Genomic DNA, 20,420 nt, shown 5'->3' with positions numbered 1-20,420 from the left:
AAGATGATGCAAATATAATCACCGCTCCACCAACACCACATCAACCACCATAACCGTATCATCCCTTCGATATCGCAATTCCACTTTTTCTCCCGCCTTAAGCGTACGCAAAATTTTTGCATACGAGGCCAAATCGCTGATCTTTTGTCCGGCCAGTTGAATCAATATGTCGCCGGGTTGGAGTTGTGCTTGTTGTGCCGGAGAACCGGGGTTGACGTTGTCGACGCGCACGCCTTCGCCCTGGTATGAGAAATCCGGTACGGTGCCGAGGCTGGCTGTGCGCTTTTCTCTGGCGCCGGTGGGTTCGGTTTGCGCATTTTGTGAGGACAGTGTGACCGTCAAGGGTTCGATGCGGTTGGCGAGGTATTCGGCGGCTTCCCTGAGAATCGCGGCGACTTTGATTAGTCCGGCGGAGTCTATTTTATCGACGGTGTCGCCAGGAGCGTGAAAATCCTCGTGCGCGCTGGCAAAGAACTGCACCGCGGGAACGCCGGCTTGGATGAAGGCAGTCTGGTCGCTGGAGCCGAAATCGTCTTGCACGGCGTTGACCGGAATGCCGGTGACAAAGCCTGCGCCCCGGAAAATATGCACCAATTCGCGCGCTGTGCCGGTGCCAAACACTGTGACTGGGTTATTTTCCAGCCGTCCCACGGTATCCAGATTCAGCATCGCAATGATTTTTTCGCTGGGGTAATCTTTGCCGTTGCCAATGTAATGCTTGGAACCCAATAAATTAGCCTCTTCGCCAGTGAACGCGATAAAAATGATGCTGCGTTCCGGTTGCCATTTGCCAACGACTTGGCGCGCCAGTTCGAGCATCACGGCGACGCCGCTGGCGTTGTCGTCCGCGCCATAATGAATCTTTCCCTGATGTGCGGCGCGCACGTTCGGCCAGCCCATGCCAAGATGGTCGTAATGTGCGCCAATGATCAGACTTTGTCCGGCGAGTTGCGGATTGGTGCCGGGCAGAATGCCGATCACGTTACGCAAGGAAATGTTGCCTTTGGGTGCGCCGACATCTTGCTGCCAGGTTTGCAAATAACTGTTACCGTCGCCGCCAGGTTCTAAGCCGATTTGCTGAAATTGTTTGGCGATATACGCGGCGGCGATATCCAGTTCCGGCGTACCCAGTTCGCGTCCCTTGAACAAATCGCTGGCCAAATGCACGATGTCTTCCATCATGCGGCTTTCAGAGAAAACCGGCGGCAGTTCTGCCAACGCGCGGCGCGGTTTGGTGATGCCAGTATGCAGCTTCTGGACAGGATGATTGTCTTTCTGCTTAATCCACTGCGTCAGCGGTGATTGCGTGATTGGCCATTGCCCCTTGTCGATATTGGTCAATTCGTCGCCTTTGAACACCAGATAGCTGTATTTGCGGTAGTGCGGCAATTTATTGGCGAGTTCTGCAATCGCCTTGGAATTGCCAGCAGCGACCCATAACAGCGTTTTGTCCGGATTGGACGGTTGTCGGGCGGTCAACATAACCGCATGATCAATCTGTGGGTAGGTTTTTTGAAACAGTTGCAATTGCTTGTGTTGATGGGCAACGCCGCGATCTGCCAGGTTTTTGGTAACCGCGTCGGCGAATTTATTCTGCCACCCCATGATCCAGATGGTGCGATCTGCGGGTAAAGTCTGCAGTTGATCGTCGGTGATGACTTCCAGCGGACTCGATTGAGTTTTCTGCCAGTTCATGGCTAATTCACGATACGCTGCCAAAACAGACTGATTTTCCTTTGCAGGCAAGATTAGCAAAGGTTTTTCCGCGCCAAAACCTTGCGACAATGCGGATGGAATCTCGCGGCTGTCCAAGCGCCGAAACACATCGAAATGCGGATCAAGATCAATGCGTATTGGGCGGTTGAAGAAATTCATCTCGATGGTTTGTGTGCGTTGATCAACCATAATGTGCGATTCCAACGCCATATCTTCGCCCTCCAGCGTAACGGAAATGGGCACCCTCAAACGATAAAGATCGCCCGGCTGCGTTTGTTCGACGGTGAGTGTGAGCCTAAACCCTTGCTCCGTTTGCTCAGTCTCGGCATTACGCAGCACCAGGTCGGGCGCTCCGGCACGATGCACCCATTGCTCAAACTGTTGTGAAAGATCCTGGCCGGTGGTTGAATTGAATGTTGCGAGCAAATCTGCAAATGTCGCTTGTTTGAACTTGAATTGCTTATAAAACTGTCGCAGTACGTGGGTAAAAGCCTCGTCACCCAATTCCTGGCGCAGCATGTGAAAGAACATCATAGTCTTGCCGTAACCGACGGCTTCAGAACTGGCGCTGTGGCGTGATACAAAACGGATGATCGGAAAGTCTTTTTCCTTGCTAACAAAATCTGCATATTTTTGTAGCACGTCACGGCGATATTCGTCGCCTTTGCCACGTTGCTCGTTGACCAGATGATCGGCCAGATATGCGGTTAATCCTTCTGCCCAGTTGCCTCTGGCGTAATCGACGAACACGCCGTTGCCCCAGTAATTGTGCAGAATTTCATGTGGGTACGAGGAATGCAGAATGAACGGGAAGCGAACAACTCTGGGGCCGAGCAACGTAAACGATGGCATGCCGTAACCGCTTTCCCAGAAATTCTCGACCAGGGCGAATTTGCTGTACGGATAGGGGCCGATCAGCTTGTTGTACATCGCAATGTATTGCGCCGTCGCGTCCAGATACTTCTGCGCCAGCGCTGGGTCGCTACCGCGCAAATATACCATTGCATTTACCGCGCCGGCAGATTGTGTGTAACGTTGATACCGTCCCGCGACGAGATAGATATCATCCTGCGGCTGTTTTTCCTCCCAAATTACGTGTTGCATCGTGTTGGTTCTGTTTTCGCGCAGCAACGTGCCCTGACTCACCACATCCCAATCGGGCGGCACTTGAATATCCAGCTGGAACGATACCAACGCATTGCCGAACTGCGGGTACCACGCGCTGGAATTAGCCAAGAACACGCCTTCCGTTGAAATCGTCCCCGGCGTTGAACCAAAACTGCGCGAATATTCCTGCCCCGGCCCTTGTACTGCGTGATGGATCTTGCCACTGAATTGCAGCGTGATCGCTTGCTGGTCGGGTGGCAATGTCACCGTGTAACGCCGGATCGAAATCGGCCTGGATTTTAACGCAACCTCATTCTCATCTCTCTGGATTGCAGCGCCTTCCACATGCGTAATCGCTAAACCGGCGTGCAGAAAGAATTCAAGTTGCGTCGGTTCTTTTGCATTACGCGCCCAATCAGGGAGTTGAATCCGGTCCTTGACTTGGATCTCCGAGGTATCCGGCGATAATTGGATTTGCATCTGGTGATGGAAAGTTGAGGCGCTGGCGGATGCGGTCAGACTGTAAAGCATGTGAGCGGCAACAAAAAAACAGGCTACGCCAAGGTTGATTAATTTTTGCATTCTTTATTTAAATCTATTGGATAGGTTATAAATTCGGACATTCTGATAAAGACGATGCGTTGTCGCCAACTGCATTCTATAACATTGAGTGTTTACTTTCCTTTTGTGCCTATGTTTAAATGTTTTTTTATTAATTTGGTAACAAGGTATTTTTAATTCTATGAGAAATTTTATACAAATAACATCCTGTGGTTTGTTGCTGCCACTGGTCTTTCTGACCACAGCCAACGCCAGTGCAATTGACTTTATTACCGACGAGCAACAGCTGTCCGTCAAAGAAAAAAGAGCCGGGGAGGCGTATTACCGTGCGGATGCGAAATGGATGATTTATCAGGCGGAGGTGGCGGATGACAATCCGTTTTATCAGATTTTCCTGAAGAATATTAACAGCGGTGCGGTGCAGCAAGTATCGCCGGGTACTGGTAAAACCACGTGCGCGTGGGTGCATCCGATGCAGGAAAAAGTCTTGTTTTCATCGACCCATGAAGATGCGCAAGCCAAGGCCAAGATGGTCGCAGAGATTGAGCGCCGTAAATCTGGTGAGCAGAAGTCCTATGCGTGGGATTATGATGAATTTTATGATATTTACGAGACCGATTTTTCCGGTGGGAATATTAAGAATCTAACTAAAACATTGGGGTACGATGCCGAAGCTTCATGGTCGCCTGATGGCAAGTTGATCGCATTTGCATCCAATCGTCGCGCGTATAGCGATGAATTATCCGATGAAGAAGCTGCATTGTTTAAAACTAATCCAGCGTCGATGATTGATATTTACATCATGAATGCCGATGGTTCCAACGTCAAAAGGCTGACGCACACAGAAAGCTACGATGGCGGTCCATTCTTCAGCCCAGACGGGAAACGCATCGTATGGCGGCGTTTTTCGGAAAGTGGCCGCGAAGCGGAAATATTCACCATGAACATTGATGGCAGCGATCAAAAGCAAATTACGCGTCTGAATGTCATGTCGTGGGCACCTTTTTATCATCCTTCCGGAAAGTACATTATTTTTGCGACCAATTTACACGGACATCGCAATTTTGAATTGTACATTGTCGATGTCGACGGGCAAAAAGAACCGGTTCGTGTGACCGATAAAGAAGGTTTTGACGGCTTGCCGGTATTTACGCCGGATGGTAACCATATCACCTGGACCAGTGACCGCACCCCGGAGAAGAAGGGGCTGTTGTTTCATGGCAACTGGAATCACGCGAAAGCACTGGAAAGTCTTTCGTTGAAATAGTCAAACATTGACGGCTTCTAATACAGTGAGAAATCTATGGAATGGTTATCATAGATCTTCTCACTACGTTTTTTATCTGTTTTTGCCTTAATCAGCTGCTTCACATTTTTCAATAACTGTATTAAATACAGCTAGTTAAAATCTTATTAACTGGCTTCTGATGTGTCAGAAAAAAACTTTTCTCTGCGCTTTTGCTCATCAAAATAAAGCGATTCGTTGGGCTCGAGTCGATAACCTAGGCTTTGAATTTGCCGCCATATATCAGGAAACGTTTTCATTCGTTTAAAACGCCTGGCGTTCTTTTTGAAATCCCGTTTATTGTTTGATTTGTATAATAATTCGAATAGCATCAACCATGTGGATATATCATGTTGATTAGTCGCTAATTGTTTTTGGAGTAATTCAATAGCGGCCTCAGGTTTTTCCTGTTCGATTAATGCGCGTGCTGCGGACATCGTCTGTTCAGGCGGTGCAGGGGAGTTTTCTTCGGTTTGGGCGATTTTTTCAGTGTGTTGTAGTAAAACTGCAGCATAGCGATGCCGTGCAGTTGTAAATGATTCATCCGAGGACGGCATAAGTCTTTGTTTCATCTTTTTATGATTGCGTAGCATCATAAAAATGATCAGTAAAGTCAGTAAAATTCCAAAAAGCAAAGTGGTATCCGACAATAAATCCAGGTCTATTGGAACAGCATTGAATTCATCCGGATTTGCTGAATTTTCAATCGGGTGTAGGATGTTTTCCGAGATGGCAAAAACGCCATCTATCGGCTGTGTGTTGTCTTCGGGTTGTGTCATTGGATCGATGTGAGACTCGATCTCAGCGTCCATAATAAATGCAATGCTCTCAATTTGCTGTTCTTGCGCCATCGCGGCTTCGGATAACAATAAAGATTGGATTGCGGCAATCTGTGTTTCCATTGACTCAATGTGCTGGGTGAGCAAACTGAGTTGATTGGCTTCGCTATCAGCAGTTTGTTCTAATTGTGCAACCAGATTGAGCGTCAGTTGATGATTTTCTGATTCGGATTTGGCTGATTCTATGGTTGTTTCTTGCAGCTTGTATTCAGACGGTTTTTTTGTGGATTTGCTTTGTTGTGATTGAGCCGCAGGTTTTGCGTAGGCGCTAATTGTTCTTAAATCCGGAATATGGAGCGTTGTGCCAGCAAGTATGGGTTGATAAATGCCATCCGGAAAATGTTTCGAGTTAATTCGAATGATGGCGTGGACGAGATTATCCCGTGCAGCGGTATTTTCAGGATATATCAGACGTGCAATCTGCAATATATCTTCACCAGGTCGAATTTGCCATGGCATTCCAGGTCTTGAACTTTCTTGCTCGGAAACACGAACCTGGCTAGACGAATGACTATCCAGTTCAGAATATGAAACAGGTACTTCAGCCAAAACTGAAGTACCTGTTAGAAAGAAAAGGAAGATGGTAATTAATTTACCAATAATTGCAACCATTTAATTTAAGAATATTGATTATTTACAGAATGTAGCTATTGCTTTATTCGCGTCATCAATTCTTCTTTGGCGCAGGTCATCGTCCACATAGACCATTCCACCAGCACCGTCGGGAATCGTTAAACGGGGCGAATCGGCGTACATTCTAAGCTGAGTCTGAGCTTCCGTACATTTTTTCTTGTTTACATCAGCTTGCGCCTGATCTTTGGCTTCGTTTTCTTGCCTTTGTTTTCTGCGTTTTTCAAATTCATCCCGTGCATCTGATGGATTGTTTGCTTGATTGCCTTGGTGGCTGCCGGTAGCCGGCGCTGTGTTGATATTTAACTGCTGTCCCTGCTGTGTATTTACACCAGGAGGGGGTGGTTGATCGGTGTAATGTATTTTGCCGGTTTCATCCACCCATTTGTAAATTTGCGCACTGACGGAAGTGCTAAATAGCAAGGCGATTACAGTCAATACAAAAATTCTCATTGCATGCTCCAGAAAAATAATCGATCTGAAATACATCGGTCTCGTATTTAGGCAACCTAAAGATTTCGTGCATTAAAACATATTAACTGGAAATATGCTGTATTCTTGGCCGAATTGGCACGAAAACTGTTGGATTTTAGCTATAATGTCGCTTTGCAAAGGATTGTCATTATGCAATTGACTCAAAAAGCGCTCACCTTTGATGATGTTCTCTTGATTCCGGCCCATTCGACGGTTCTGCCGCGCGATGTCAGTTTGGCGACACAATTGACACGCACCATTAGCTTGAATATTCCACTCATATCGGCAGCTATGGATACCGTGACGGAGGCGCCGCTGGCCATTGCTCTGGCGCAAGAAGGCGGTATCGGTATCATCCACAAAAATATGTCTATCGAAGCCCAGGCTGCGCATGTGGCTCAAGTCAAACGGTTTGAAAGCGGTGTAGTCAAAGATCCTGTCACAATCCATCAAAACATGACCGTGCGCGAAGTGCTTGAACTGATACGCCGGCACAAAATATCCGGATTGCCGGTAGTGAAGGGCAAGAAAGTCGTCGGTATTGTTACCAATCGAGATCTACGCTTTGAAACCAATCTCGATCAGGCCATCAAGCACATCATGACACCGAAAAACCGCCTGGTGACAGTCAAGGAAGACACGACGCGCGAGGCCGTGCTGGAATTGCTGCATAAACACCGCCTGGAACGCGTTTTAGTTGTCAATGACAAATTTGAATTATGCGGGCTGATTACGGTTAAGGACATTATCAAAACTTCGGAATATCCGCTTGCCAGCAAGGATGAGGATGAGCAGTTGCGCGTTGGTGCTGCCATAGGGGTTGGAGAAGGCAGTGAAGAACGTGCATTAGCCTTAGCAGAAGCCGGTGTCGATGTGATTGTGGTTGATACCGCGCATGGCCATTCGCAAAGTGTTCTAGATCGCATTGCCTGGGTTAAAAAGAATTTGCCGTCGATCCAGGTAATTGGAGGAAATGTGGCGACAGCAGAGGCTGCCAGAGCGATGGCGGATCATGGTGCGGATGCGGTGAAAGTGGGTATCGGTCCTGGTTCTATTTGTACCACGCGTATTGTCGCGGGGGTTGGCATTCCGCAAATAACCGCTATTCATAACGTATCCGAAGCATTGAAGGGGTGTGGTGTGCCGATGATTGCCGATGGCGGTATTCGCTATTCGGGTGATATTGCCAAAGCGCTGGCAGCTGGAGCAAATTCAGTGATGCTCGGCGGATTGTTTGCCGGAACTGCTGAGGCACCGGGCGAAATTGAATTGTTTCAAGGTCGCTCTTATAAAAGCTATCGCGGCATGGGTTCGCTTTCGGCGATGCAGCAGGGCTCCAGCGATCGTTACTTCCAGGATCAGGAACATAAAAATAACGACAAACTGGTTCCTGAAGGCGTGGAAGGGCGCGTTCCATTTAAAGGAAGCATTTCTGCGGTTATTCATCAGTTAATGGGAGGAGTGCGCTCAAGCATGGGATATCTGGGGTGTAAAACGATCGCGGTAATGCACGACAAGGCAGAATTTGTTGAAATTACCTCAGCTGGTATCCATGAATCGCATGTGCACGATGTTCAGATTACCAAAGAAGCGCCCAATTATCACGTCAAATAACAACACACCATAATGCATCAAAAAATCCTGATTCTGGACTTTGGTTCTCAATACACACAACTGATTGCCCGTCGTGTTCGCGAAACGAATGTGTATTGCGAATTGCATCCGTATGACGTTGATGCGAAATTTATCAAGGCTTTTGCACCTAACGGCATTATTCTTTCCGGTGGTCCCGCTTCGGTTATCGAAGACGAAACACCGCGTGCGCCGCAAATCGTATTTGAATTGGGCGTTCCGGTGCTGGGTATCTGTTATGGCATGCAAGCCATGGCGGCACAGTTAGGCGGTTCGGTAGAAAATGTCCCAGTTCGTGAATTTGGTTATGCGGAAATTCAAACGACGCAGCGTGGTGCGTTGTTTCAGGAGATTAAAGACCGCGCCAGCGTGGGTGGAAGTAACATTCTGGATGTCTGGATGAGTCATGGTGATGCCGTGATTGCATTACCGCAAGGGTTTGATATTATGGCGTATAACGCCGCTACGCCTATTGCTGCCATGGCGGACGACAGGCGTCGATTCTACGGCATCCAATTTCATCCCGAAGTCACGCATACGCTGCAAGGCAAAGCGATAATCGACCGGTTTGTGCACGATATTTGCGGCCTAGGGCGCGACTGGAACATGCCGGACTATGTCGAGGAAGCGATTAGTAGAATACGTGCTACCGTTGGCAGTGATCAGGTCATTTTGGGGTTGTCCGGCGGTGTCGATTCATCGGTAGCAGCGGCATTGATTCATCGTGCCATTGGCGATCAATTGACCTGTGTATTCGTCGACAATGGTTTGTTGCGTGCCAATGAAGCCAGACAGGTAAAGGATACTTTCGCGGTTAATCTGGCGGTTAAAGTGATTCATGTTGATGCCAGCCGTGATTTCTATCGCAGTCTTGCCGGCATTAGCGATCCGGAAGCCAAACGCAAGATCATCGGACGCGAATTTGTCGAGGTATTTCAACGTGAATCGGAAAAAATCAACGATGCCAAGTGGCTCGCGCAAGGCACGATTTATCCCGATGTGATCGAATCTGCCGGTGGCAAAACCAAGAAAGCGCACACGATCAAATCACATCATAATGTCGGCGGATTGCCGGATACATTGCATCTCAAACTGCTCGAGCCATTACGGGAATTGTTTAAAGACGAAGTGCGCGAGCTCGGATTGGTATTGGGTTTGCCGCGCGAAATGGTGTTTCGTCACCCGTTCCCAGGCCCTGGGCTGGGCGTGCGTATTTTGGGTGAAGTCAAATACGAATATGCCGAACTGCTCAGACACGCCGATCAAATATTTATCGAAGAACTGCAGCGTTCCGGTTGGTATGACAAAACTTCGCAAGCCTTTGCGGTCTTTCTGCCGGTCAAATCCGTTGGCGTGATGGGGGATGGACGTACTTACGAATATGTTATTGCGCTTCGAGCTGTGCAAACCCAGGATTTTATGACCGCCAACTGGGCGGAGTTGCCGTATTCGTTACTCAGCAAGGTTTCTAATCGTATTATCAATGAAATTCGCGGTATCAACCGCGTCGTTTATGATATTTCAGGGAAGCCGCCGGCGACGATTGAATGGGAGTAGAGCGTAAATTCAAACGACCAGTAAGCTGGCTGGCAGGCAGGGAGCTTCTGGCCAGCCTTGAGAGTACTCTGAACTATGTATTAAATGGCGAAAAGCAGGATTCCCGAGATTGGATGTTTGCAGAAACCATTACACCACCACACTGTAATAGTGATGAACAAGATTCATACTGGTTTGATTATATTGCGGATACTGGTGATGGTTCTAGAGCGGTCTATAATGTTGCCTATTTGTGCCTGAGTGAGCTGTGGCTTAAGGAGGATGGAAAGACAGCAGAGGGGCAAGTTTCATTAAGTCAAACTGGCGAATTTAATCAGCGACTGCCGCGCGGTGAATTTTTGTTTGTCGGTGGGGATACGGCTTATCATGTGGCGGATATCGCTGCCTTGAAAGAGCGCTTTCAAACACCTTTTAACTGGGCTTATGAGGATATTGTCACCACCGGGAGAAAGGTTGAGCAGCGCCCAATTTATGGTATCCCTGCTAATCATGATTATTATGATGCGTTAGATGGTTTTAACCGGCAATTCTGCAGTCCAATTACACCAGATATTCATCCTCTTGTTCGTGCTCAAGAGGATCTTAAAGATCCTCAACTCGGATTACATGGTTTTAGACGTGAACAAAAATCAAGTTATGTTTCGCTGCAGTTGCCTTTTGGCTGGATGCTGTGGGGGCTTGATTCGCAAAAAGGCAAGATGGATAAGCGTCAACAGGCTTTCTTCGTCAATCAATTTTGTGATAAATTTACCCAGGATGGCAGCTTATTTGATGAAAATAAAAAAGAGAAAGTGCAAGCAACGCTTCGCACTGCAATTCCTGATAAATTAATTGTCGCAACACCTGAACCCAGCACCGTATTTGGAAAGCGTGCAGCAAGCGATGCTGCTATGACAGAATCGTTTTTGCGGTTGGGATTAGAGCCCAGTTTCTTGCATGATGGAAGGCTGAGCCAAAACAAATGCCGTTTGGATATTTCAGGAGATGTCCATCATTATGAGCGTTATTGGGGCAATATTAATGAGCATGGCGAATCCGGCAATTATGCTTCCGTGGTGGCAGGCGGTGGTGGTGCTTTTTTGCATCCAAGTCATACGGATGCAGGCGAAATTAAGAAGCAAAGGGTTTATCCAGTTGCGATAGATTCTCATCGTGAGGTGACACGGCGAGTTCTCAATCCGTGGCAAATTTTTCTTGGCGGCTATGCTTGGTTATTCGGTGCAATTGTTGCTGTCATAACCTATTTTGCAGTGACCATACCGCAAAGCACGTGGTCTTTATTCCAGTTTGTTCCCGATGCGTTACGACCGGTTATGGGAGGTCAGGATTTTCTGGCCCGTATCCAGATGGCGCTGGCAACTCCAGATACAAATACTAGTCTTGGTTTATATTGGTTTGATTTGATTTACATCGTCCTATTTGTTGCCTTTCTGGTTGTATGGCGGTTAATGAATTTTCAGGAGCTATTGAAAAATAAATATAGCGATTCGCAGGATGTTTGGAATAGGTATCTGATGGCGTTTCTTATGCCTATTGTATTGTGGCTTATTCCTTTATTGTTTCTGATTATGGAACCGAGAGAATCGAGTCCTGCATCATTCTTGGCGGCCATATTGGTTAGCTTGTTTTGTATGGCAGGACTGCTGATATTTGGCCTTAGTCGGCGTTACAACGATATTTTAATCGAGCGATCCAAAATCAGAAGTGAAACCTTATTGGATTTTGTCCCCTTATGGATGCTGAATGTGATGGGAATCATTTATATTGCTTTTGGTTTTCTGCACTATGGTATATACCAGGTATCGATCATGAGTTTTGATCTGCTGGCAATTATCGTTTGGTCGCTAGTGATTATAGGTATAACTGCATTTCCGTTTTTTGTACCGGATAAGCTTGGAATGGCTAAAGCCAATAAAGGCAGGTTTGTGGCAATAGGTTTTTGGCATGCTGTACTGCAAATCTCAATACCGGTTTATTTGGCCTTGTATGTCGATTGGATAAGCTGGTTCATCATTTGCGCTGCTGCGATAGCAATAACATTGATTGCTGGGCGCTTGTCTGCACATCCATATTTTTTTAGTGAGTTTTCATCTGATATTCAGAAGAAAATTGGCCAAGGACTTTTGATTGCCTGGGTTGTGATTGGAATTGCCGCATTCTTTGCAATTATGCAAGGTGAGCTTGTCGCGGTAGATGGGTCACGCTTGCTGATGGCTTCTTTGTCAGGCGCGATATTTAGCTGCATTTGGTTAGGCTGGTATCTGGCGGTATCTTTAGCATTTAATTGCCATAATAATGAAGCTGGCGGGGGTGCCCAATCCGAGAAATTTCGCCACATGATCCGTATTAAACTAACCGAAGATACATTAACCGGTTATGTCATTGGGATAGAGACACCAGAAGAAGACATCAGTAAAACAAAAATTTGCCTCGTTGATGTATTTACCCTGCAGGCCAGAAAATAGTGGAATTGCGTTAATCCTTCCGTTTAAGATTGGTTCATCAAATCTCTCAGTACATAAGGCAAAATACCACCATGCTTGTAATAATCGATCTCAATCGCAGTATCGATACGGCATAGTAATTGCACCGATTGGCTACTACCGTCTTTCTTGTGTATTACCAACGTGACATCTTTTTGTGGCTGAATATCATCCAGGCCTGAAATATCGAATTGTTCATCACCTTTGATTCCAAGCGTTTCAACGCTGTTATCTTCCTTGAATTGTAGCGGCAGGACGCCCATGCCAATCAGGTTGCTGCGGTGAATGCGTTCAAAACTGGCGGCGATCACCGCTTTGACACCCAGAAGTTGTGTGCCTTTGGCGGCCCAGTCGCGGCTTGAGCCAGTGCCGTATTCCTTGCCGCCGAAAACAACGGTGGGAATGCCTTGTGTGCTATATTTCATTGCGGCATCATAAATGCTCATTTGCACAGGTGCAGCGCCGTTTGTGCCCTGATAGAGCGTGACACCACCTTCACTGCCGGGGATCATCAGATTTCGGATGCGTACATTGGCAAAGGTGCCGCGCATCATTACTTCATGATTGCCGCGGCGGGCGCCATAGCTATTAAAGTCTGTCTTTGTGATATTGTGATTTAGCAGATATTGGCCAGCCGGAGAAGTATCTTTAATTGAACCAGCTGGGCTGATATGATCGGTGGTCACGGAATTACCGAATACGCCCAGTGCAAAGGCATTCTTGATATCGTTGCTGTCACTGGTGGCTGCTGGTTGCAGCGAAAAATTCTCAAAGAAAGGCGGTTCGGCAATGTAAGTGGATTGTGGCCAGTTGTAGGTTTGTCCTGTGATAGCGGTGACGTTATTCCACAGGTCATGATTCTTGGTGAGGTTGCTGTAGAGTTGCCGGAAAGTATCCGCATTCGTGGCAAATTTCATCAGCGCATAAATTTCCGCGCTGCTGGGCCAGATATCTTTAAGCCAAACCGGTTGATTATTTTTTCCGATGCCGATTGGTTCGGTAGTAAGATCTTTGAGCATCGATCCTGCGATGGCATAAGCAACCACGAGCGGTGGAGATGCTAGAAAATTGGCGTGGATATTCGAATGAATGCGTGCTTCAAAATTGCGATTTCCCGATAGCACCGCAGCACAAACCAGATCATTCTTCACAATTGTTTCCTCAATCGGTTCTGCCAAAGGCCCGGTATTGCCGATACAGGTGGTGCAGCCATAGCCGACTAGATTAAATCCCAATTGCTCCAGATAAGGCAGCAATCCGGTAACGGTCAGATAATCGGTAACCACGCGTGAACCCGGCGCAAGCGAGGTTTTAATGTGGTGTTTGACCGATAATCCTTTCTCGACGGCTTTTTTAGCCAGTAATCCGGCGGCGAGCAGCACGCTGGGGTTGGAGGTGTTAGTACAGGATGTGATGGCGGCAATCAAGACATCGCCGTGACCTAATTCAATCGAGAAACCGTTCAATTTATGCGGAGATAATTCGATCGGATCGGGTGTTGGCCGATTGCTGGTCATTTCGGCGACGTTGCGGGAGGTCATTCGCCGTTCGACAGGTGCCGTGTTGGGCGCTGTTGGTGCGTTATCCTCTCTCAATGCGTTACCGGGAACGGGTGACGACAGCCGGCTATCATCTGGTTCACAGGCGTCGATATGTGTGCATACCTCGGGATCCTGAGCACGGCTGCTGCGGGTCAAGTAACGCTGATTGAGATCGTGATCTTGTTTGCCGTAGCCGCTTTCTTTGGCGGGTTTGCTGAAGAGTTCAGTAAATCTGGATTTGATCGCACTCAGTTCAATACGATCCTGTGGTCGTTTGGGGCCTGCTAGGGATGGTGCAACAGAACTTAGATCAAGCGTCAACTCGCTGCTATAGTCGATATCGCCTTGACGGGGAATACCATACATTTGCTGTGCTTGAAAATAACTTTGGAATACTTTGATTTCTTCTTCATTCCGTCCCGTGCCTTTAAAGTATTCGACGGTGACATCATCAACCGGAAAAAAACCCATCGTAGCGCCATATTCGGGTGCCATATTGGCAATGGTGGCACGGTCGGGCAATGTCAACGAGGCAGTCCCCGCGCCGAAAAACTCAACAAATTTGCCGACCACATTAGATTTGCGCAGCATTTCGGTGATCGTCAGCACCAAATCGGTTGCGGTAACGCCTTCGCGTAACTGACCGGTGAGATTCATGCCGACTACATCGGGCGTGAGGAAATAAACCGGCTGCCCTAGCATGCCGGCTTCTGCTTCGATACCGCCGACACCCCAACCGACTACGCCGATTCCGTTGATCATCGTAGTATGCGAGTCGGTGCCGACCAGGGTATCTGGATAAATCAGCCCATTTTTTTGATGTACACCGCGCGCAAGATATTCCAGATTGACCTGATGCACGATCCCGATTCCGGGCGGGATGACCTTGAAAGTGTCAAATGCTTGCATGCCCCACTTAATGAACTGATAGCGTTCGTTGTTGCGGGAAAACTCAATTTCCATGTTGTAATTCAGCGCATCTTTGTTGCCGTAATGATCAACCTGAATCGAATGATCCACCACCAGATCAACTGGTACCAATGGTTCGATTAGCTTAGGGTCTTTTCCCAGTTTGACTGCCGCGCTACGCATGGCGGCGAGATCTACCAACAACGGTACCCCGGTGAAATCTTGCAGTACAATGCGAGAAACAATAAACGGTATTTCATCTACCCTGGGGGCATCCGGTTTCCATTTCGCCAATTGACGGATATGCGCTTCGGTGATTTTTTTATTGTCATAATTGCGTAAAACAGACTCCAGAACAATGCGGATCGAAATCGGCAGGCGGGAAATTTTCCCGGCACCGTTTTTTTCCAATGCTGGGAGTGAGTAATATTTCGCGCGATTTCCTTGGGGAAGGTTTAATTCATGCAGGCTGTTGAATAAATTGTGATTCATGGCAATGTTCCTGAAGATAAGCGCGACTGGGCAGATAAATAAAAAATTCTGACCATAATATATAATTTTGATCCAACAAAGTCACGTATAGGCTGAATGTTTTCCTTATCTGTAGGTGTAAATGAAACATAATTCATCTCCATTATGACAATTTTCGCACAACGCCGCGCATTGACAACAATTGAGAAAATAGGATTATGTTACGGTGGGTGTGAATTTTTGTTCCGTAGCGATTGCACACTTAAAATAAAACAGGTTAAGGTATAATCCCCGGTTTCTCAATTTTGAATTGTTGGAGGTCTCTATGCCTATTTATGAATATCTTTGCAATTCATGCGGCGCCGAGAAAGAACATTTGCAAAAGATTAGCGATGCACCCATTACAGCATGCCCTGTGTGTGGCAGTAATAATTATACAAAACTGATTTCTGCTGCAGGATTTCAATTGAAGGGCAGCGGTTGGTACGTTACTGATTTTAAGAACAAGGCGAAACCAGCAGATACTAAGACTAAGACTAAGACTGAGCCTGCTGCAAAAGAAAATACCGCAAGTACTCCATTAGCAACATCCGCAGCTGCGGATACGGCTACGAAAAAAGAGAGCAGTCCGACAACGAAGACTGCCGCAGCTGCTGATTGATTGACCTGAGTGTCACCATATTGCGGCGATATAAACCAGAAATTATCAATCTCCTTACTTAGACCATTGAAAGAATTATGCGTACAAACTACTGTGGCGCCATTAATACCGAATATTTAGATCAAACAGTAACTCTTTTTGGTTGGGTGCACCGGCGCAGAGATCACGGCGGGGTGATATTCATTGATCTGCGTGATCGTGAAGGTTTGGTACAAGTTGTATGTGATCCCGATAACGTGGAAACATTTCAGGCGGCAGAAAAAATACGCAATGAATATGTACTGAAAATTACTGGCAAGGTGCGAAGACGACCTGAAGGAACGATTAACACGTCTTTGGTCAGCGGGGAGATCGAGATTCTGGTGGCAGCTATTGAGGTATTGAACACTTCATTGACACCACCTTTTTTGATGGATGATGACAATATCAGTGAAGTTGTGCGGCTGGAGCACCGCTATCTGGATCTCCGCCGCCCGGCGATGCAATCGAATCTCCGTTTACGTCATAAGGTTGCTATGGCGGTTCGTGTATTCCTGGATCAACATGGTTTCTTAGATATTGAGACACCGATGCTCACTAAATCCACGCCCGAAGGTGCACGGGATTATCTGGTGCCGTCACGGGTGAATGCCGGTCATTTTTTTGCCTTGCCGCAATCACCGCAATTATTCAAACAACTGCTGATGGTGTCTGGTTTTGATCGCTATTATCAGATTACTCGTTGTTTTCGTGATGAAGATTTGCGCGCGGATCGGCAGCCAGAATTCACCCAGATCGATATAGAAACTTCATTTCTGTCAGAGAATGAAATCATGTCTTTGATGGAAGAGATGATGCGCGGACTATTCAAGAATGTGAGTAATGTGGATTTGCCCAACCCATTTCCACGGCTGAGTTACGCCGAAGCGATGTTCAAATATGGTTCTGATAAACCAGATTTGCGCGTTTCACTAGAGTTTACTGAGTTAACCGACATCATGAGAGAAGTTTCTTTTAAGGTATTCCGTGAAGCTGCCGAAAAAGCGGATGGACGGGTGGCGGCTTTGCGGGTGCCTAAGGGTGGTGCATTATCGCGCAAGGAAATTGATGATTATACGGCGTTTGTTGCAATTTACGGCGCTAAGGGTTTGGCGTATATTAAGATTAATCGTCTCTCCGATGGTGTGGAAGGACTGCAGTCACCGATTCTGAAATTCCTGCCGGAAGATACGATTCAAACTATTCTGGCCCGTACCAAGGCTCAAGATGGCGATTTGATTTTTTTCGGTGCGGACAAAACCAAAATTGTTAATGAGTCTTTGGGCGCATTACGTATTAAAGTTGGGCATCAACATGGTCATGCTGAATCCGGATGGAAACCCTTATGGGTGGTTGATTTTCCCATGTTCGAGCGCGACGAGGAAGAAAATCGCTGGCAGGCATTGCACCATCCTTTCACGTCACCAGCTGATGGACATGAGGATTTACTCGAAAACCATCCCGGTCAGGCGCTATCCAAAGCCTACGATATGGTTCTGAATGGTTCCGAGATTGGTGGTGGCTCAGTGCGGATTCATCGCCAGGATATTCAGTCCAAGGTGTTTCGTGCTTTAAATATCTCCGAACAAGAGGCCCAAGAAAAATTTGGCTTTTTGTTAGAAGCGCTTCAGTATGGCGCTCCACCGCATGGTGGCATCGCGTTTGGATTGGATCGTATTCTAGCCATGATGACCGGATCAGAATCAATTCGCGATGTCATTGCGTTTCCTAAAACCCAACGTGCGCAGTGCCTGTTGACTCATGCACCTAGCACTGTCGATGAAAAGCAATTAAGAGAGCTCAATATTCGCTTGCGCCAAGTTGAAACTAAATCAAGTAGTGGGTAGCCGTTGCTTCAATGTATAAGACTCCGGTTTCTGTTCTGGTTGTTATTCATACACTTGATTTGCAAGTATTATTATTAGAGCGTGCGGATCATCCTGGTTTCTGGCAATCGGTTACAGGCAGCCAGGATTCTGGCGAAACACTGCTCCAGACTGCAATGCGGGAAGTGTCCGAAGAAACCGGATTAAATCCCACCGATTATGTTCTGACTAATTGGCAGATTGAGAATTGCTACGAAATTTACCAAGAATGGCGCTGGCGTTATGGGCCGGATGTAAAATTCAATATTGAACATGTATTCGGTTTGTGTTTGCCGGACATAACGCCGATTATGATCGCTGCCAAGGAACATTTAAATTATATCTGGCTACCATGGCAGCAAGCGGCCGAGAAAGTATTTTCAAGCAGTAATGCCGAGGCTATTCTTAAATTGCCAGTGCGAGCGCAATTTGCTCAAGTAGACACCTAATCCACAATACCTGTTCCGAGAGAAAAAACTTTCAGTAATTTCTGATAATCGCTTGTGTATAGATTCTGATTGGATAATAAAGCGCAAAGCACGGTCGTATCAATTTGCGCAACCCGTGGCTTTGCCACGGGGTTGTTTGTCTTGAGATAGAATTTCTCTTGGATAATATCTTAATGCGCAGGTTATGCGATTGGGATAATGGGCAAAGAGCCATGGCCCAGAACAGAGGCGGTGGCTACGTTTTGCAAGGTAATTGCTTTGGCGATGCGTTGTTCGTCTGCTTCATTACCGGTTGAGTTGATATCTTTTGCCGCATTGCCAAATGTCCACGCATCAACTACAAACATGTCGTATTGCGGTCCATATTTCGAGCGAATTGCAGAGCGATCCACAGTTGTACCAACGCGCGTATTTAATGCAATACCTAATTCATTGTGCTGTCCTACTAATTCTTCATAATCAGCACCGCTATCCTGAGCTGCTTGTACTACGGATGCTCTGTTTTCCGCAAAGAAACCCGCTTGACTTAAACGATTTTTGGCCTGTTGAACAATCGATTCTTTTTCTGATTCGGTTATATTGATACCCAGCTGATTTGTCAGTGAAGAAAGATCATTGATGCGTTCTGTAATATGTTGATAAATCGTCGGCGCTTTGGAGCATGCGCCGCAGCCGCAGTCACTATGATCATCTCCATGCACCCCAGCTTGGTGTCCCTTTTCTTTAAGTTTATTAATGGTTTGTGTGGTTAACTGTACTTCGTTGATGTCAGTGGCGGCTGAGTTGCTTCCGAGATCGCCACCGTACACTATGCTTAACGTGCCTCCGGCTGCACAAGGAGCGCTTTTACGATAACCGTTTTTATTGGTGCGGCCATCAACACATATTTCTGGTATGGAGTTGTTTACCGGAACATTAAACAAGCCTGATGCAATGGCGCGATACATTTGATTTAAAATATTCTGATCAATATCATTGCGATTGTCTGGTCCAATGGAGCCTGTACCTAAATTGAATTGACCCAGAGTGATGTATTGAGTGTGGCCTGCATCAGCGGCTGATGAGATTGTATCCTGAGTGCTGATGCCTGAAGTTGATTCTTGACTGCCTGTAAAATGTTTTAACAGATTTTTTAAACTTTCAAACATTTTATATATCCTTTGTAGTAATTGGTCAGTTGATCATAATTTCTATTTCATACTTGCCATATTCAAAGAAATGCGAGGAAAGGGCAAATCTCGTCAAAGCCACGTGACCGATATGTCATGTTTAAAACAGGGTTAAGTGACTTGACGTCGGAATTCTATCACTACTTTTTCAAGTAAGAGATAGTTATTGTTCAATTTTTGCATTGGGAGCAGTTAATTTATAATATTTTCTGCTGATTCTCCAAGTTCTTTGATAAGAAGCATTTAAATATGGCGGTGGTTTGAGCTGGATTTCTAATTTTCTTGCAAAAACATTGGGTTGATCTTGCGATTCCTTGTGGTCTTGCCACGGGGTTGTTTATTAATAGTGCAGGAAGTTAAATGCACGGTGCCAGTGGCGTGAAATTAATGTGAATAAAATGTAAATATTTTGTGAAGTATGTCGTCATAAGTAAAGTATTAAGGCATAGAATTTTTTATTTATTAATATTGGGGATACTTATGGAAACAAATAAAATTTTTACAATTTCGACACTATTTGTCATTGGAACCATTTTTGGTATGCTATCCATGTTTTATCCTCCAAGCACGCTAATTTTCTGGATTAGTTCAGATATCGCTCTTGGAGCGGGGGTTTATATCATTTACCTGATTATTGCTATGAATTACAGTTTATCTCAAGACGAAAATCTAAACGAATTTCCTGGTTATTGCTGATTCACAATATTTTGACTATTTGTCCCAGTCAAAATGTCAAAATACTCCGGCTTGCACGGAGTATTTTTCCCTCATTTTTATAATCAGCTAATTTCCTTACAGTTTTTGTAATTCAAGTTGGTATCTACCCCTAACTTACGATAACGGTATCTGATCGCAATTTCTGTGCTTTAACTTTAGCTATAAAAAATAAAATAATTGCTGTTGGTGCCATAGCTCCGGAGTTTAAAGTTGGTGTTGTCCGATTGGTCGGTGGCACGGTCACAAAAAATCATGATGAGAGACCTTTGCAAAATTCAACGAATTTTCAGATTCGTTACAATTTCTGATTTTTTTGTGAATATTGGGGTATTTTTT

General features: G+C 46.2%; 13 protein-coding genes. 8 read left to right on the top strand and 5 right to left on the bottom strand.

Annotation, left to right across the window (positions count from 1 at the left end; translation table 11 throughout):
• Positions 1 to 18: 18 nt before the first annotated feature.
• A complete protein-coding gene (locus tag K2Q13_RS09965; protein ID WP_292920915.1) occupies positions 19 to 3,405 on the bottom strand; it encodes a M20/M25/M40 family metallo-hydrolase in 3,387 nt (1,128 codons plus the stop codon).
• A gap of 160 nt (positions 3,406 to 3,565) precedes the next feature.
• Between K2Q13_RS09965 and K2Q13_RS09960 the strand changes: the two genes are divergently transcribed.
• Positions 3,566 to 4,651: a biopolymer transporter Tol gene (locus K2Q13_RS09960; protein WP_292920914.1), complete on the top strand. Its 1,086-nt coding sequence runs from the start codon at positions 3,566 to 3,568 to the stop codon at positions 4,649 to 4,651.
• A 146-nt stretch (positions 4,652 to 4,797) separates the two neighbouring features.
• On the opposite strand, the gene K2Q13_RS09955 is transcribed toward K2Q13_RS09960, so the two are convergent.
• Together K2Q13_RS09955 and K2Q13_RS09950 are read right to left on the bottom strand one after the other, a co-directional pair.
• Entirely contained in the window at positions 4,798 to 6,057 is a 1,260-nt protein-coding gene (locus K2Q13_RS09955) for a hypothetical protein (protein WP_292920913.1), read from the bottom strand.
• Positions 6,058 to 6,138: 81 nt separating this feature from the next.
• Positions 6,139 to 6,591 (bottom strand): DUF4124 domain-containing protein, encoded by a 453-nt coding sequence (locus K2Q13_RS09950; RefSeq protein ID WP_292920912.1) that lies wholly within the window; start codon positions 6,589 to 6,591, stop codon positions 6,139 to 6,141.
• 171 nt (positions 6,592 to 6,762) lie between these two features.
• On the opposite strand from K2Q13_RS09950, the gene guaB reads away from it, so the two are divergent.
• Genes guaB through K2Q13_RS09935 form a run of 3 tightly spaced genes read left to right on the top strand, consistent with a single transcriptional unit; the run spans position 6,763 to position 12,266 of the window.
• The gene (gene guaB, locus K2Q13_RS09945) at positions 6,763 to 8,226 is read left to right on the top strand and encodes an IMP dehydrogenase (protein ID WP_292920911.1); all 1,464 of its coding nucleotides are present in this window, start codon (positions 6,763 to 6,765) and stop codon (positions 8,224 to 8,226) included.
• Positions 8,227 to 8,238: 12 nt separating this feature from the next.
• Entirely contained in the window at positions 8,239 to 9,801 is a 1,563-nt protein-coding gene (gene guaA / locus K2Q13_RS09940; RefSeq protein ID WP_292920910.1) for a glutamine-hydrolyzing GMP synthase, read from the top strand.
• Positions 9,792 to 12,266 (top strand): hypothetical protein, encoded by a 2,475-nt coding sequence (locus K2Q13_RS09935; protein ID WP_292920909.1) that lies wholly within the window; start codon positions 9,792 to 9,794, stop codon positions 12,264 to 12,266. Before guaA ends, K2Q13_RS09935 begins: the two co-directional genes overlap by 10 nt.
• A gap of 23 nt (positions 12,267 to 12,289) precedes the next feature.
• Here the strand turns inward: K2Q13_RS09935 and K2Q13_RS09930 are convergent, their stop codons facing one another.
• Positions 12,290 to 15,226 (bottom strand): aconitate hydratase, encoded by a 2,937-nt coding sequence (locus K2Q13_RS09930; RefSeq protein WP_292920908.1) that lies wholly within the window; start codon positions 15,224 to 15,226, stop codon positions 12,290 to 12,292.
• A gap of 304 nt (positions 15,227 to 15,530) precedes the next feature.
• Here K2Q13_RS09930 and K2Q13_RS09925 point away from each other — a divergent pair, with 304 nt between their 5' ends.
• The 3 genes from K2Q13_RS09925 to nudB all read left to right on the top strand — a co-directional run bounded on the left by K2Q13_RS09925 (position 15,531) and on the right by nudB (position 18,198).
• The gene (locus K2Q13_RS09925) at positions 15,531 to 15,866 is read left to right on the top strand and encodes a zinc ribbon domain-containing protein (protein WP_292920907.1); all 336 of its coding nucleotides are present in this window, start codon (positions 15,531 to 15,533) and stop codon (positions 15,864 to 15,866) included.
• Between the two features lie 77 nt (positions 15,867 to 15,943).
• Positions 15,944 to 17,731, top strand: a complete 1,788-nt coding sequence (aspS, locus tag K2Q13_RS09920) for an aspartate--tRNA ligase (RefSeq protein WP_292920906.1) — start codon at positions 15,944 to 15,946, stop codon at positions 17,729 to 17,731.
• Between the two features lie 11 nt (positions 17,732 to 17,742).
• Positions 17,743 to 18,198, top strand: coding sequence for a dihydroneopterin triphosphate diphosphatase (gene nudB, locus K2Q13_RS09915; RefSeq protein WP_292920905.1), 456 nt, complete (start codon positions 17,743 to 17,745; stop codon positions 18,196 to 18,198).
• Between the two features lie 182 nt (positions 18,199 to 18,380).
• Here nudB and K2Q13_RS09910 read toward each other — a convergent pair whose 3' ends face one another.
• Positions 18,381 to 19,346, bottom strand: a complete 966-nt coding sequence (locus K2Q13_RS09910) for a cadmium-containing carbonic anhydrase (protein ID WP_292920904.1) — start codon at positions 19,344 to 19,346, stop codon at positions 18,381 to 18,383.
• A gap of 501 nt (positions 19,347 to 19,847) precedes the next feature.
• Between K2Q13_RS09910 and K2Q13_RS09905 the strand changes: the two genes are divergently transcribed.
• Complete coding sequence (locus K2Q13_RS09905) at positions 19,848 to 20,063, top strand: C4-dicarboxylate ABC transporter (RefSeq protein WP_292920903.1); 216 nt, start codon at positions 19,848 to 19,850, stop codon at positions 20,061 to 20,063.
• Positions 20,064 to 20,420 lie beyond the last annotated feature (357 nt).

The organism is Nitrosomonas sp., assembly GCF_019752095.1.
Taxonomy (GTDB): Bacteria; Pseudomonadota; Gammaproteobacteria; order Burkholderiales; family Nitrosomonadaceae; genus Nitrosomonas.
This window is presented reverse-complemented; position numbering and strand designations above follow the sequence as displayed.

Bases quoted from the DNA above. Each gene is read 5' to 3' on its own strand.
- K2Q13_RS09965 (WP_292920915.1), bottom strand. From the start codon at position 3,405: ATGCAAAAATTAATCAACCTTGGCGTAGCCTGTTTTTTTGTTGCCGCT.
- K2Q13_RS09960 (WP_292920914.1), top strand. From the start codon at position 3,566: ATGAGAAATTTTATACAAATAACATCCTGTGGTTTGTTGCTGCCACTG.
- K2Q13_RS09950 (WP_292920912.1), bottom strand. From the start codon at position 6,591: ATGAGAATTTTTGTATTGACTGTAATCGCCTTGCTATTTAGCACTTCC.
- guaB (WP_292920911.1), top strand. From the start codon at position 6,763: ATGCAATTGACTCAAAAAGCGCTCACCTTTGATGATGTTCTCTTGATT.
- guaA (WP_292920910.1), top strand. From the start codon at position 8,239: ATGCATCAAAAAATCCTGATTCTGGACTTTGGTTCTCAATACACACAA.
- K2Q13_RS09935 (WP_292920909.1), top strand. From the start codon at position 9,792: ATGGGAGTAGAGCGTAAATTCAAACGACCAGTAAGCTGGCTGGCAGGC.
- K2Q13_RS09930 (WP_292920908.1), bottom strand. From the start codon at position 15,226: ATGAATCACAATTTATTCAACAGCCTGCATGAATTAAACCTTCCCCAA.
- K2Q13_RS09925 (WP_292920907.1), top strand. From the start codon at position 15,531: ATGCCTATTTATGAATATCTTTGCAATTCATGCGGCGCCGAGAAAGAA.
- aspS (WP_292920906.1), top strand. From the start codon at position 15,944: ATGCGTACAAACTACTGTGGCGCCATTAATACCGAATATTTAGATCAA.
- nudB (WP_292920905.1), top strand. From the start codon at position 17,743: ATGTATAAGACTCCGGTTTCTGTTCTGGTTGTTATTCATACACTTGAT.
- K2Q13_RS09910 (WP_292920904.1), bottom strand. From the start codon at position 19,346: ATGTTTGAAAGTTTAAAAAATCTGTTAAAACATTTTACAGGCAGTCAA.
- K2Q13_RS09905 (WP_292920903.1), top strand. From the start codon at position 19,848: ATGGAAACAAATAAAATTTTTACAATTTCGACACTATTTGTCATTGGA.